The 13,404-nt window shown below is 73.6% G+C and carries 11 protein-coding genes and 1 pseudogene; 8 read left to right on the top strand and 4 right to left on the bottom strand.

Annotation, left to right across the window (positions count from 1 at the left end):
• The first annotated feature begins 9 nt into the window (after window positions 1-9).
• Complete coding sequence (locus ACWG52_RS00990; protein ID WP_389802800.1) at window positions 10-720, top strand: ribonuclease H family protein; 711 nt, start codon at window positions 10-12, stop codon at window positions 718-720.
• A 72-nt stretch (window positions 721-792) separates the two neighbouring features.
• Here the strand turns inward: ACWG52_RS00990 and ACWG52_RS00985 are convergent, their stop codons facing one another.
• Window positions 793-1,995, bottom strand: a complete 1,203-nt coding sequence (locus tag ACWG52_RS00985; RefSeq protein WP_389802803.1) for a S8 family peptidase — start codon at window positions 1,993-1,995, stop codon at window positions 793-795.
• Between the two features lie 273 nt (window positions 1,996-2,268).
• On the opposite strand from ACWG52_RS00985, the gene ACWG52_RS00980 reads away from it, so the two are divergent.
• Complete coding sequence (locus ACWG52_RS00980) at window positions 2,269-3,045, top strand: 2OG-Fe dioxygenase family protein (RefSeq protein WP_390139032.1); 777 nt, start codon at window positions 2,269-2,271, stop codon at window positions 3,043-3,045.
• 143 nt (window positions 3,046-3,188) lie between these two features.
• On the opposite strand, the gene ACWG52_RS00975 is transcribed toward ACWG52_RS00980, so the two are convergent.
• Window positions 3,189-3,845 (bottom strand): LamG domain-containing protein, encoded by a 657-nt coding sequence (locus tag ACWG52_RS00975; RefSeq protein ID WP_033217267.1) that lies wholly within the window; start codon window positions 3,843-3,845, stop codon window positions 3,189-3,191.
• 211 nt (window positions 3,846-4,056) lie between these two features.
• Between ACWG52_RS00975 and ACWG52_RS00970 the strand changes: the two genes are divergently transcribed.
• Genes ACWG52_RS00970 through ACWG52_RS00955 form a run of 4 tightly spaced genes read left to right on the top strand, consistent with a single transcriptional unit; the run spans window position 4,057 to window position 9,499 of the window.
• Entirely contained in the window at window positions 4,057-4,302 is a 246-nt protein-coding gene (locus tag ACWG52_RS00970) for a hypothetical protein (RefSeq protein WP_390166006.1), read from the top strand.
• The gene (locus tag ACWG52_RS00965; protein ID WP_389802811.1) at window positions 4,287-5,177 is read left to right on the top strand and encodes a hypothetical protein; all 891 of its coding nucleotides are present in this window, start codon (window positions 4,287-4,289) and stop codon (window positions 5,175-5,177) included. Before ACWG52_RS00970 ends, ACWG52_RS00965 begins: the two co-directional genes overlap by 16 nt.
• Entirely contained in the window at window positions 5,177-7,339 is a 2,163-nt protein-coding gene (locus ACWG52_RS00960; RefSeq protein WP_389802814.1) for a bifunctional serine/threonine-protein kinase/ABC transporter substrate-binding protein, read from the top strand. Before ACWG52_RS00965 ends, ACWG52_RS00960 begins: the two co-directional genes overlap by 1 nt.
• Window positions 7,340-7,345: 6 nt before the next feature.
• Window positions 7,346-9,499 (top strand): bifunctional serine/threonine-protein kinase/ABC transporter substrate-binding protein, encoded by a 2,154-nt coding sequence (locus tag ACWG52_RS00955; protein WP_453127483.1) that lies wholly within the window; start codon window positions 7,346-7,348, stop codon window positions 9,497-9,499.
• Between the two features lie 19 nt (window positions 9,500-9,518).
• Here ACWG52_RS00955 and ACWG52_RS00950 read toward each other — a convergent pair whose 3' ends face one another.
• Window positions 9,519-10,139 carry an L-threonylcarbamoyladenylate synthase gene (locus tag ACWG52_RS00950; protein ID WP_033216746.1) on the bottom strand — a complete coding sequence of 207 codons (621 nt, stop codon included), beginning with the start codon at window positions 10,137-10,139 and terminating at the stop codon, window positions 9,519-9,521.
• Window positions 10,140-10,270: 131 nt separating this feature from the next.
• Between ACWG52_RS00950 and ACWG52_RS00945 the strand changes: the two genes are divergently transcribed.
• Both ACWG52_RS00945 and ACWG52_RS00940 read left to right on the top strand, forming a co-directional pair.
• The gene (locus tag ACWG52_RS00945; protein ID WP_453129105.1) at window positions 10,271-11,794 is read left to right on the top strand and encodes a sensor histidine kinase; all 1,524 of its coding nucleotides are present in this window, start codon (window positions 10,271-10,273) and stop codon (window positions 11,792-11,794) included.
• On the top strand, window positions 11,791-12,489 hold the full coding sequence (locus ACWG52_RS00940; RefSeq protein WP_390139039.1) for a response regulator: 699 nt from the start codon (window positions 11,791-11,793) through the stop codon (window positions 12,487-12,489). Before ACWG52_RS00945 ends, ACWG52_RS00940 begins: the two co-directional genes overlap by 4 nt.
• Before the next feature lie 48 nt (window positions 12,490-12,537).
• On the opposite strand, the pseudogene ACWG52_RS00935 reads toward ACWG52_RS00940, so the two are convergent.
• Window positions 12,538-13,170 (bottom strand): annotated as a pseudogene (locus ACWG52_RS00935) (phosphatase PAP2 family protein); the annotation flags it as partial.
• Window positions 13,171-13,404 lie beyond the last annotated feature (234 nt).

Raw genomic sequence — 13,404 nt, 5'->3', positions numbered from 1 at the left:
GATCGGGGGATGTCTGATCGCATCATCGCCGCCTGTGACGGAGCGGCCAAAGGTAATCCCGGGCCGGCCGGCTGGGGTTGGGTCATCGCCGACTCCCAGGGACGCCCCGAGCGTTGGGAGGCCGGCCCGCTGGGACGGGCCACCAACAACATCGGGGAGCTGACCGCCCTCCAGCGGCTGCTGGAGGCGGTGGACCCGGGCACGCCCGTCGAGGTGCGGATGGACTCCCAGTACGCCATGAAGGCGGTGACGCAGTGGCTGCCGGGCTGGAAGCGCAACGGGTGGAAGACCGCCTCCGGTCAGCCGGTCGCCAACCGTGAACTCGTCGAGGCGATCGACCGGCTGCTGGCCGAGCGTGACGTGACCTTCCAGTACGTTCCCGCGCACCGCGAGGACGGCGACCATCTGAACGCGATCGCCGACCAGGCGGCCAGTGACGCGGCGACCAGGCAGGAGGCCGCCGGTACGGCCCTCGGCAGCCCGGAGATGCCGGTACCGGCTCCGGTCGCGGCCTCGCCCGCGCGCCGCAGGTCGGCCGCGCCGGCGAAGCGTGCCTCCGCCGGTACCGCGTCGGGCGGCGGTGGCGGATCCCGCGCGATCAAGGCGAAGTTCCCCGGTAGCTGCGCCTGCGGAAAGCCCTACGCCGCCGGTGACATGATCACCAAGAACGGCAGCCGGTGGGGCCACCAGGCCTGCGGCGCCCTGAGCGCCGCCCCGTAGCCGATCGCCGAAGCCTCTTGAGCGCGGTCGGCCACAGCGTGGGCGCCCCGGCCCTGATGGGCGAGCCGGAGGCTACAGCCCGTTGGTGAACAGCAGCTCGTTCGGGCTGGACTCGCTGACCTTGGTCAAGCTGTCCTTGGTGGACTCGTCGCCCAGCCAGGCTGCGAGTTCCTCCGGGGGCGCGGCGGGGTGTGCCTGCTTGTAGAGCACGGCGGCTCCCGTCACGTGCGGGGCGGCCATGGACGTGCCGTCCTGGGCGACGGAGCCGCCGCCGAGCTGCGCCGAGACGATGGCCTCGCCGGGCGCGTACAGCTCGACGCACGTGCCCCAGTTGGAGAAGGAGGTCTCCTCGTCGTACCTGTTCGACGCGGCGACCGTGACCACCTTCGACGCGGAGGCCGGGGAGACCGCGCAGGCGTCCTTCGCGGAGTTGCCGGCCGCGACGACCGGCAGTACGCCTGCGGCCGTGACGGCGTCGGCGGCGTCGTTGACGGCTTGCGACAGGTCGCCGCCCAAGGAGGCGTTCAGCACGGCGGGCTGCTTGGCGTTCTTCGCGACCCAGTCCAGCCCGGCGATGATCCCCGAGTACGCGCCCTGGCCGTCGCAGCCCAGCACGCGGACGCTGACCAGAGCGGCCTTCGTCGCCACCCCGTACGTCTTGCCCGCCACCGTGCCCGCGACGTGCGTGCCGTGGCCCTGGCAGTCCGCGCCGTCCCTGCCGTCCCCGACCGCGTCGAAGCCGAAGGCGGCACGCCCGCCGAACTCGGAGTGCCCGTACTCGATGCCGGTGTCGAGGATGTACGCGGTCACGCCCGCGCCGTTGCCCTGCGTGGTGAACCCGCCGTCACCCGTACCCGCGTCGTCGTTCCATTCCTGCTGGTCGATCCTGTCCAGCCCCCAGGACGCGGAGGGCGACCGGGTCCCGGGCCGGGTGGACGCCTCCAGCACGGACCGCACGTTCGCGTCCTCCTCCACCGACTTCACCCCCGGGCTGTCGCGGACGAGCGTGAGCTGGAGCGGGGTCAGGGGGACCGCGAATCCGTTCAGTGCCGAGGTGTAGACGAACCTCGCCTTCAGTCCCAGCCGCTGCGCCGTCTTCGCCGCGTCCACCCCCTTCTCCAGGGTCACGATGTACTGGCCGGGCACCGCGTGGGTGGCGGTGAACAACGGCGCCGGGTTCGGCTCCGGTGCCGCTACCGAGGGCGAGGCCGAGGCCACGGTCACCGGGGCCAGGGCGAGGAGGGCGGCGACGGTGACGCGCGTGGGCATGCGCATGGGAAATGCACTCCGATGTGTGAGCGGGATGATCGCCCGTACCGAACCACCCGGAAACGATCCTCGGAAGCACCCGGCCGGGTGTCGCACCCGCCGTCCGTCGCGTGGTCGCGATGCGCTCCGCCCGGTGGGGGGGCGTACCCGGGACGGGTGTGTAGGGTCGGCACGGGGTCGTCGGCGCACGGCTCCGGTGGTGATCTGTTGGAGGAGCGTGTGGGAAAGGCCGAGCCCCAGGGGCGACCGCATGCCGATGCGGTGGGCCCGGGTGGGGGCATGGACGGACTGCGTGCACGCGGGTTCGCCCGGTTCGGTGCTGAGCAGCTCGGTATCGCCCCCGACGGCTCCACCGCGAGCGATCTGGCCCGGATCCGGGAGGTCTTCGCCGCTCTGCCGCCGGACCCGTACGCTCCGGGGACGCATCGGTTCCGCCGGTACTCCCATGCCGTGTACCTGCCGTGGAAGGACGAACTGTCCTGGATTCCCGGAACCCCCGACCCCGTACACGGCACGGTCACCGACTTCTCCCAGGGCGACGACGAGGACGACCCCGCATCCCCGCGCAAGCGGCGCGTGCTCCCCGCCATCCCCGAGGAGCTACGCGGCAACGCTCTGCTGCTGCGACTCCTGCGCTGGGACATCGACCAGGTCCTGTCCCTGAAGAACCTGGGGAGACGGCCGTTGTGGATCGGTGTCCACCTGATCCGGCTCGGCGTCGACCGTCTTGGGCAGGACGCCGTTTCCACCCCCAACTGCTTGCACCAGGACGGAGGTTCGGCCAGTACCTTCACCTTCGCCCACCTGATCAGCCGCACCAACGTCGTCGGCGGGGAGAACGTCATCGCCACGCCGGGTAGCGCGGGCCTCCAGCCCGAGGACCCGTGGACGGACATCCACGCCGACTTCACCCTCACCGACCCCCTGGACGGCTACGCCGTCCACGACCACCGGGTCAGCCACTACGTCGGCCCGGTCCGCATGGGCTCCGACCCCGGCCCGGGTGAACGGTCCGTCCTCATCGTCGGCCTCGCCCCGTACGTCCCCCAACTGTGACCCCGCCCTCGACCCGCCGACCCCGGGCCGGGGGCCGGGTCGGGGTCGGGGTCGGCCGGCTGTGACTGCTTCCCCATGAGCCTTGCAGGCCCGGGAAAGCGGCCCGGCGATACCGAACATCCCCCACGGGACGGAACGCTCTGTCAGGGGCGGTGGACGCGTAGGTACTCCACCTCGTAGGACATCTGCGAGACGCCCGGGGCGGGAGCCGGGTGGTAGCGGCCGGCGCACACCGACAGGTTGACGATGAGGTACGCACGCCAGTTGCGCCCGACGCCCCGCCGGTCGGCGAAGACCCGGGTGCCGTTGACCCACCACACCACCGAGCGCGTCCCGAACTCGACCTTGAGGTCCACCCATGCGCCGGGGGCGATGGAGGAGTCCCGGTGGTAGCGCGAACCGCCCTTGACGTGGTTGGAGAGTTCGAGCAGGTCGGGGTTGTCGGGGTGGTACTCGAAGATGTCGATCTCGTTGCCGCCGTCCCGCCAGGTCCAGATCGCCGGCCAGGCCCCGATCTCGGCGGGCAGTCGGACCCGGGACTCCAGCACGTCACCGGCCCGCACCATGAACGCCTCTTGGCTGCCCTCGGTGGTCAGCAGGCCGGCGTTCCACTTGCCGTCCGGGCGGCGGGTGGCACGGAAGGTGCCGGTCCGGCTGTAGGAGGGGTCGGCCACCAGGTAGTCGAGTTTGTTGTCACCGGTGTTGGTGGGGCCGCCGTTCGGATAGGCCCAGGACCGGCCGGCCACCCACTGGGAGGTCGACTGGAAGTTCGCGGTGAAGATCGGGGCGCGGGCGCTCAGCGGCGCGGCCGCGTCGTCGGGGGTGTCGGTGGAGCGTCCGGTGAGTCGTCGGAGCCAGTTGAGAACCTGAGTGAGCACGAGCGGCCCCTTCCCATGTGTGGACGCCTCTTCGAGCATGCCCGGATGCGGTGCAATACATACCGGTGGACCGGTTTGCATTGAAGAGGTCCTCGGCCTCTACCGGGCGTCCACCCTCGCCGAGCGTCGTCCCGTGCACGACGTCGAGCGTTTCGCCCGGATGCCGGCCGGAGCCGACCTCGTCGTCGTCGCCCGTGCCGAGGACGGCCGACTCATCGGTATCGCCCGCTCGATCACCGACGGTGCGTACGCGACCTACCTGGGCGATCTCGCCGTCGACATCGCCCACCAGGATGCCGCTCCGTCAACCCACCTTTTCCGTATGCCAGTTAATCGCCACCACGGCGGGGTACCATCCGTGCCGTGGGGGGACTGGTAGGACAGAGCAGAGGGAAGGCCGGCCTGCGCGCCTGGGGCTGTGCGATGGCGGGACTGTTCCTCGTCGCGGGCTGCGCGGACGACGGTACGCCGAAGGGCGCCGCGTCGAGCGGCACCCCGGGTACGTCGGCCACACCATCGGGTACACCGCCGAGCGCGGGCGGTTCGGGCACGGGCGGCACCGGTGCGAGCTCCCCGACGGCCCGGCCCGGTGCGGCCACCGCCATCCCGATGCCCCCGCTCGACGAGTCCAAGCAGCCGAGGACGGCCGCCGCAGCCCGCGACCTGCTCGGCCGCATCATCATCGCCGAGCAGGACCTCGGGCCCCAGGTCGTGCGCAGCACACCGTTCGAGAGCGATCCCGGCCGCTGGCCCGTGCTCGACGAGGCCTGCGTCTGGCAGACAGAGGGCCTGCCGGACGACGTGCTCGCCACCGGCACCCGCCACTTCCACATCCCGGCCAAGGACGGCCGCGGCCGCGTGCGGATCAGCGCCACGGTCACCATCCACCACAACCGTGAGGAATCCGGTTGGGAGACCGCCCGCGCCATGGAAGAGGTGCTGCGGTGCCCGGACCAGAAGCTGCGGGAAGGCGAGGAGCTCAAGAGTCTGTGGGGCGGCGCCCTCTACCTCGGCGAGCAGCTGAACGCCTGGACCGAGGACGCCTTCTCCGAATCCGGCTACTACGTCAACGCGCAGGACGGCGGTCCCTACCCCTACACCTGGTCCCAAGCCCAGTTCGGACCCGTCACCATGGCCATCTCCGCCAAGGCCGGTAAAGGCGTCACGAACGAGGACCTGACCCTCTTCGTGGCCCAGGGCACGAGCGTGATGATGATCCAGGCCAAGCAACAGCTCGGAAAGGCGGCGGGTTGATGGAGCCGCTCCACCCCTCGGATCCCTCCCGGATCGGCGGCCACCGGCTCCTCGGACGCCTCGGCGCCGGCGGCATGGGCGTCGTCTACCTCGGCCGGACCGACGACGGCGCGCTCGCCGCGGTCAAGGTGATCCGCGCGGAGTACGCCGAAGAGGCCGACTTCCGGGCCCGGTTCCGCCGCGAGGCCGAGATCGCCGCCGAGGTGGACAGCCCGTGGGCCGTCCGCGTCACCGGCGCCGACCCGGACGCCTCCGAACCGTGGCTCGCCACCTCCTTCGTCGCCGGACCCTCCCTCGCCGAGGCCGTCGCCGCCCACGGCCCGCTCCCGCTGCGCGCCGTACGCATCCTCGGCAAGGCCCTGGCCAAGGCCCTCGGCGTGATGCACGAGCAGGGCCTCGTCCACCGCGACGTCAAACCCGGCAACGTCCTCCTCGGCATGGACCGGCCCCGACTCATCGACTTCGGGATCGCCCGCGGCGGCGAGCACACCGCCCTGACCTCCGCCGACGCGGTGCTCGGCACCCCCGGCTTCCTCTCGCCCGAGCAGGCCGAAGGCCGCCCCGCCGAACCGGCCGGCGACGTCTTCTCGCTCGGCTGCCTCCTCGCGTACGCCGCCACCGGACGGCTGCCCTTCGGCACCGGCACCGTGGACGCGGTGCTCTACCGCACGGTCCACGACGAGCCCGACTTCGGCCCCGAGGTCCTCGCCGACCCCGAACTCACCGCACTGCTGCGCACCTGCGTCGCCAAACACCCCGACATCCGCCCCAGCGCGAGCGAGCTGGACGCGGCCCTGACCGAGGACACCCCGGGGGAAGGCACCGACTGGCTGCCCGACCCGGTCGTCGCCACCATCGCCGAACGCGCCGCCGCACTGCTCGCCCTGCCGGGCATCGACGAGACCGTCGCCGACCCGGACGCCGCTCCCGCACCCGGCACGTCCGCGCCGGCGCCCTCCCGCAGGCGGTTCCTCGCCCTCGCCTCCGGCGGCGCCGTGCTCGCGGCCGGCGGCGGGATCGCCGCCTGGCTGGCGTTGCGCGATCAGGACCGGCCCGAGAACTCGGCCGCGGAGGCTCCCCGACAGTGGGTGATCGGTGTGCACGCCGACCTCTCGGGCCCGCAGAAGGCCGCCGGACAGGCCCAGGAACGCGGGGTGCGCCTGGCCGTCGACGCCTTCAACTCCCGCAAGGACAAGCCCTTCACGCTCACCGTCTCCACCGCCGACGACGGCGGGAAGGCCGACCGCTCGGCGGCCGTCGCCACCGGACTCATCGCCGACCGGGACCTGTTCGCCGTGGTCGGTCCCACCGGCAACGACTCCGTCATCCCGTGCGTCGAGCTCTACGGCGAGGCCTCCGTACCCCTCGTGACCGTGTCAGCCCTGGCCACCACCTTCAGCGTCACCAACCGGCGCAGCTTCTTCCAGAGCTGCCCGATCTCCTCGGCCCAGGCAGCCGTGGTCAACCTGCAACTCGCCGGGAAGCAGGGCGTCCGGCGGATGGGCATCCTGAGCGACCGCGGTGGCGACACGGACACCTGGCAGGCCGCCCAGCTCCTGGGCCGCACCATCGAGATCTTCGCCCCCGGGGCCACCTACTACGGTCGCGTCGTCCCCCGCGGCACCACCGACCTGGCCCCGGTCGTCACCGACCTGCTCGCGCACGGCATCGACGGCTTCTTCTACACCGGCACGCCCGCCGGCGGGGCCAAGGTCGCCGGTCTCCTGGCCGCCGCCGGATTCAAGGGCCCCCGGGCGGCCGACTACACCATCGCCGGACCCGAGTTCCTCGGCGCGGCCGGCCCGGCCGCCGAAGGCTGGCAGGTCTTCACCCCGTACACCGCGCCGGAGGCCCCCGAGGTCGCCGAGGTGACCCGCGCCCACCGGGCGGCGTACGGATCGGCCCCCGACATCTGGACCGCGGAGGCCTTCGACGCGACCCGCCTGATCATCGACCGGCTGGTCGCCACCGCGGCGGGGGGCCGGCGCCCGACCCGCGCCGCGCTGCTGACCGCGCTCGGCCAGGGCACCTTCCAGGGCCTGACCAAGGCGTTCACCTTCGACGAGCGCAAGCAGGTCACGGGCAACACCTACTTCACGCACAAGGTGGAAGGGGGCCGGATGCGCTACGTCGGCCCGGCCCTCCAACCCGCGGCGGGATAAGCCCGGATGCGCCCCCTCACCCCCGCCGATCCGGCCACGATCGGCGGCAACCGGCTGCTGGGGCGGCTCGGTTCGGGCGGCATGGGCACCGTGTACCTCGCCCGGTCCGCCGCCGGCACCCTGGTCGCCGTCAAGGTCATCCGCGCCGACCACGCCGCGAACCCGGACTTCAGGGCCCGGTTCCGGCGCGAGGTGGAGGCCGCCGGGCAGCTGACCGGCCGCTGGGTGGTCCCGGTCGTCGCCGCCGACCCGCAGGCGCGTGAGCCCTGGCTGGCCACCCCCTACGTCCCCGGCCCCTCCCTGTCCGAGGCCGTGGGAGGGTACGGTCCGCTGCCCGTCCGGGCGGTACGGACCCTGGGCGCGCGGCTCGCGGAGGCCCTGGTCCAGGTGCACGCCGCCGGGCTGGTCCACCGTGACGTCAAACCGGGCAACATCCTGCTCGCCCCGGACGGGCCCCGGCTGATCGACTTCGGGATCGCTCGGGCGGAAGGCGCCGTCACGCTGACCGCCGTGGACGCCGTCCTCGGCACCCCGGGCTACCTGGCGCCGGAGCAGGCCCGCACGGACGGCGTCGCGGCCGGCGCCCCGAGCGACGTGTTCTCCCTCGGCTGCGTCCTCGCGTACGCGGCCACCGGCCACGGTCCCTTCGGCGGCGGCCACGCGGCCGCGGTGGTCTACCGCACGGTGCACGACGAGCCCGAACTCTCCGATCTGCCCTCGGAGTTGCTCGACATCGTGTCGGCCTGCCTGGCGAAGGACCCGGCGGCCCGGCCGACACCGGACGCGCTGCGCCTCGTACTCGGCGACGGCCTGCCCGGCCCGGACGGCGAGGACTGGCTGCCGCCCCCGCTGCCCCGCCTCATCGCCGAGCGTTCCACCCGGGCCCTGGACCTGCCCGCCCCGGAACCGACCCGGATCGACGCGCCGGAGGCGACCGTACGGGGCCTCACCCGCAGACGGCTGCTCGGGGCCGGCGCGGGCCTGGCACTCGTCGGCGCGCCCGTCGCCTGGTTCACCAACCGGGGCCGAGCCCGCGGCACGACCGAGCCGCCCGCCCGAGAACTCGCCACCCACACCCTCGCCCTCCAGGCCGACCTGACCGGGCCCGGCAAAGAGACCGGCCAGGCCCACGAGCGCGGTATGAAAATGGCGGTGGAGCGGCACAACAGCCGGTCGGACGCTGCGTTCCGGCTGGCCCTGCGCGTCGCGGACGACGGCGGGGACGCCACGCGCGCCGCGCAGGTGGTCAAGGAGCTGGCCGCCGACCCCGCGGTGCTCGCCCTGGTCGGCCCCACCTGGGACGCCGCCGTACCCGACCTGGCTCCCACCTGCGAAACGGCCGAACTCGCCCTGCTGCTGGTGTCCGCCGACAGCCCCGAGACCGCCGCCTCCAGAGTGGGTTGGCGCACGGTCGTCGCCACCCGCCCGGCAGGCGACCAACTGGCCCTCCCGGTGATCGACTACTTCACCCGGATCCGGCCCGTCGCACGCACCGGCCTGGTGGAGGACGCCGAAGGCGGCGAGCCCGCCTACGCGTTCGTCCGTAGCCTGCAACAGAACCCGCCGTCCCAGGGCACGCTCAGCGTCCACCGGATCCCGGAGGGCGGCTCGGACTTCGCCGGCGTCGTACGCGCGCTGATGGAGGCCGGGGCCGAGGGAGTCGTCTACGCCGGCACCTCACCGCAGCGCGCCGCCCGGATGGCCCGCGCCCTGACCGAGGGCGGGTTCCCGGGCCGGCGGATGGGCATCCAGCACGCGATGGAACCGGCCTTCCTCACGGACGCCGGCCCGGCCGCGGAGGGTTGGATGTTCAGTTCCCTGTTCACCGACCCGCAGGCCGTCCCCTCGGCCGCCGAGTTCGTCGCCGCCCACCGCGCCGCGTACGGGCAGGCGCCCGCCCGCTGGGCCACCGAGGCCTACGACGCCGTGGGCCTGCTGGCCGCGGCCCTGACCGGGCTGGCGGAGGACGGCCGGGACCGCGCGGGTGTGACCCGTCGGATCTTCCGGACGGCCCACGAGGGCCTGGCCAAGCCGCTGTCCTTCGACTTCAACTCGCACGTCCTGACCAGAGCCCGCACCGCCCACCTCTACCGGGTCGAGTCCGGCGCGTACCGGTACCTGGGCATCTACCCCGACGTGAAACCGGAGTCCACGCTCTGAACGGAGTCCGGCGCGGCGCCTACTCGAACCGGGAGGTGTCGCCCGCGCCCCGGCGTACGATCTCGGCCTCACCACCGGAGAAGTCGATCACGGTGGTCGGCTCGGTACCGCAGTCACCCGAGTCCAGCACGGCGTCCACCTCGTGGTCGAGCCGCTCCTTGATCTCCCAGCCCTGCGTCATCGGCTCCGGCTCGTCGGGCAGCAGCAGGGTGCTGGAGAGCAGCGGCTCACCCAGCTCGGCGAGCAGCGCCTGCGTGACGACATGGTCGGGAATACGGACTCCGACCGTCTTCTTCTTCGGGTGCAGCAGCTGGCGCGGCACCTCCGAGGTCGCGGGGAGGATGAAGGTGTAACTGCCGGGGGTCGCCGCCTTGATGGCACGGAACACGTCATTGTCGATCTGGACGAACCGACCCAGCTGCGCGAAGTTCTGACACACCAGGGTGAAGTGGTGACGGTCGTCCAGGTGACGGATCGACCGGATCCGGCTGATGCCGTCGCGGTTGCCCAGCTGGCAGCCCAGCGCGAAGCAGGAGTCGGTGGGGTACGCGATGAGCTTCCCACCGCGGATCATGTCGACCACGTTGTCGATCGTGCGCCGCTGGGGGTTCTCGGGGTGAACATCGAAGTATTTCGCCATTCGCCGAGCGTACGCGGTCGGGACCCGTGCGCCGTGACGTGCCGGGTCCGGGTTCGCTCGGGAGCCGAAGGCGGACTTTCGGCAGTGCCGCCGTGCCGGGGAAGTTCCGTAGGGTCGGGTGCGTGAGATCAATGATCATCAAGAGGTCGGTGCCGCAACCGGTCGTGTCCGCAGGCCTGTTCGGCGCGGTGGTCGCCGCCGTCGGCGCGAGCGTGACCGACCTGTGGTGGGGGGTCCCGGCGGCGCTCTGCGCGTACGTCGCCGGCCGCGGGCCGGGGTCGGGTCGCAACGCGGCGGTGGCCCTCGCCGTGCTGCTCGTGGCGGCCGCGTCAACCCTGCTCCTGGTGCCCGAGTGGCTCGGGTGGGCGAACCGGTTCGTCCTGATGCTGCTGTGCACGGCGATGCTGCCGTGGTTCGCCGGCCGGTTCCTGCGCCAGTACCGCGAACTGGTGCGCGCCGGCTGGGAGCGGGCCGCACGGCTGGAGCGGGAACAGCGGCTCCTCGCCGAACGGGCCCGCCTGCGTGAACGGACCAGGATCGCGCAGGACATGCACGATCTCCTCGGTCACGAACTCAGCCTCATCGCCCTGTCGGCGGGAGCGTTGCAGTTGGCCGCCGGCCTCCCCGACGCCCACCGCACCGCCGCCCGGGACATCCGGTCCAGGGCGGGCGCCGCCGTGGAGCGACTCGGCGAGGTGATCGGTGTCCTACGCGAACCCTCGGACCCGGAGGCAGGGCCGGGGAGCGGCACGGCGACCGGGATCGGCGGGATCGAAGACCTGGTGGACCGGGCAGCGGGAGCGGGACTCGACGTCCGGCTGCGGGTGGAAGGCGCACCGGCGGCCGGAGAGCCGCCGCGTGCCGTCGACCGGGCCGCGTACCGGGTCGTCCAGGAGGCGCTGACGAACATCGCCAAGCACGCGCCCGACTCCCGAGCCAGCGTCCTCGTCCGACACACGGCGGCCCCGGCCGACCCGGCGGACGAGGCGGACCCGTCCGGCGCGGCCGACCGGGCGGGCCGGACCGAGGTCGCCGTGACCAACGGCCCGGTCCGTCCGGACACCTCCGCAGGGGTCCCCGGCGCCCCCGGCGCCCCCGGCGAGACCGACCGGCTCGGTCTCATCGGCCTCGACGAACGGGTCCGGCTCGCCGGCGGCACCTTCACCGCGGGCCCCGACGGCGACGGCTTCGCCGTCCGCGCCGAACTCCCGCACCGACCCGGCGCGGCCCTACCGCGCCCCACCGGACCGGTCCGGACCACCGGCGCACTGCCCGCGGAGCACCGTAGCGCGCGCCGCCGCCTGCGCCGCACCGCCACCGCCGCCGTGCTGGTGCCGCTGTGCACCGCGGCCGTGCTCATCCTCGGGGTGCGGGGCCGGGACACCGTGACGGCCCGGCAGTCGGTCCTCGACCCGCAGGACCACGCCCGGCTCGCCGTCGGGCAGACCCGCGCCGAGGTGGCGCCGTATCTGCCGCCACGGCAGACGACCCGCCGGCCGGCCGTCCCCCTCCCCGGACCGGCCGGCGCCGCCTGCGAGTACTACGTACAGACCGCCGACCCCTTCGCAGACCGCTCCGGGGACATCTACCGGCTCTGTTTCCGGGCCGGCCGACTCGTCTCCACCGACACCTTCACCGGGAAGGAAGTCCGATGATCCGGATCCTGATCGCCGATGACGAGCCGATGATCCGCGCGGGTGTCCGCGCCGTCCTGGCCGCCGATCCCGGCATCACCGTCGTCGCCGAGGCCGCCGACGGCCACGAGGCGGTACGGCTCGCGCAGCTCCACCGCCCGGACGTGGCCGTCCTGGACATCCGGATGCCGGGGACGGACGGCATCACGGCCGCCGCCGAGATACGAAGGACCGTACCGGCGACGGGAGTCGTGATGCTGACGACCTTCGGCGAGGACGACTACATCCTGCGCGCGCTCGGCGAGGGCGCCACCGGCTTCCTCGTGAAGTCCGGCGATCCGGAGGAACTGCAGGCCGGGGTGCGGGCGGTCGCCGACGGCGCCGCCTACCTGTCACCGAAGGTCGCCGCCCGCGTCGTCGCCCATCTCGCGGCCGACGGCGCGGGCGCCCGGGCGGGCCGCCGCCGCGCCGCCCGGGCCCGCGTCGACGCCCTGACCCCGCGCGAACGCGACGTCCTGGGCCTCCTCGGCGGCGGCCTGTCCAACGGGCAGATCGCGCGCCGGCTGCACCTGGCCGAAGGGACGGTGAAGGCCCACGTCAGCTCGATCCTCGCCCGCCTGGACGTCGACAACCGGGCCGCCGCGGCGGTGCTGGCCCACGAGGCCGGAGCGGTCCCGGTGCCGTCCGGGGACCGGGAGCCGCAAGAGGAGCGCTGAGCTCGCGCGCGCGGCCACGGGCAGCAGGAGGATCCGTACGGTCACCACGGCGCTCGCCCCGAGCGCCGCGCCCGCCAGGACGTCGTGCGGGTAGTGCACGCCCACCAGGACCCGCAGCAGGGCGGCGGCCGCGGCCACCGGCAGCGCCAGGGCCGCGAGCCGGGGGCGTAGGAGGGTCACCCCGACCGCCAGCGCGGCGGCGAGGGTGGCGTGATTGCTCGGGAACGACCAGTCACCCGGCGCGGGGCACGGCGCGACCGTCGGAGCCCCGGCCACGGCCCGGCACGGCCGTTCCTCGTCGACCAGGAGCTTCAACGCCTCGCTGAGCGCGTAGGCCGTCACGGTCCCGGCGGCCGCCAGGGCCACCCCGGCCAGAGCCGGCACGTCACGCCGCCGCAGGGCCGACAGGCCCGCCCCGAGCAGCAGCAGGCCCAGGAGCAGCACGGTGGCTTCGCTCGCCGCCTCCAGTGCCGTCCCGGCCCAGGCCGGCCAGTCGTCCGCCACGCTCCGGGCGAGCGACCGGTAGGCCGCCGCGGAGACGCCCCGCGTGACGTGCGCCGGTTCGTTCGTGCCCAGCACGCCGCCCGGCGCCGCCCAGGTCACGGCCGCGGCGCCCGCCCCTGCCGTCGCGGCGGCGAGCGGCAGCCGTCGGGCCCATCCGTATCGGGTGTTCGATTCCATGAGGACGACCGTAGGAACGCCGGAGGTCCTTCCGCCCCGGCCGAAAGGCCTCCCGGACCCCGCCGAAGGTCAGGGTTGCGGGGGCCGTCGTTCCGTGCGTGCGAGGGTCCGACGGGCCCGAGACGGGCGCGTCCCCGTACCGGCGCGGACGCTCCGGACGCTGCCGGGCACGTTCGGGGGCACGATGAGAGGAAGCCGTACGCCTCGAACCGCCCCAGGGCGGGTGGCGGCGGG

It is taken from the genome of Streptomyces sp. CLCI03, from assembly GCF_053615355.1.
Note: the sequence above shows the minus strand (reverse complement) of the source record. Positions and strands in the feature narration are given on the sequence as shown.

Bases quoted from the DNA above. Each gene is read 5' to 3' on its own strand.
- ACWG52_RS00990 (WP_389802800.1), top strand. From the start codon at position 10: ATGTCTGATCGCATCATCGCCGCCTGTGACGGAGCGGCCAAAGGTAAT.
- ACWG52_RS00985 (WP_389802803.1), bottom strand. From the start codon at position 1,995: ATGCGCATGCCCACGCGCGTCACCGTCGCCGCCCTCCTCGCCCTGGCC.
- ACWG52_RS00980 (WP_390139032.1), top strand. From the start codon at position 2,269: ATGGACGGACTGCGTGCACGCGGGTTCGCCCGGTTCGGTGCTGAGCAG.
- ACWG52_RS00960 (WP_389802814.1), top strand. From the start codon at position 5,177: ATGGAGCCGCTCCACCCCTCGGATCCCTCCCGGATCGGCGGCCACCGG.
- ACWG52_RS00955 (WP_453127483.1), top strand. From the start codon at position 7,346: ATGCGCCCCCTCACCCCCGCCGATCCGGCCACGATCGGCGGCAACCGG.
- ACWG52_RS00950 (WP_033216746.1), bottom strand. From the start codon at position 10,139: ATGGCGAAATACTTCGATGTTCACCCCGAGAACCCCCAGCGGCGCACG.
- ACWG52_RS00945 (WP_453129105.1), top strand. From the start codon at position 10,271: ATGATCATCAAGAGGTCGGTGCCGCAACCGGTCGTGTCCGCAGGCCTG.
- ACWG52_RS00940 (WP_390139039.1), top strand. From the start codon at position 11,791: ATGATCCGGATCCTGATCGCCGATGACGAGCCGATGATCCGCGCGGGT.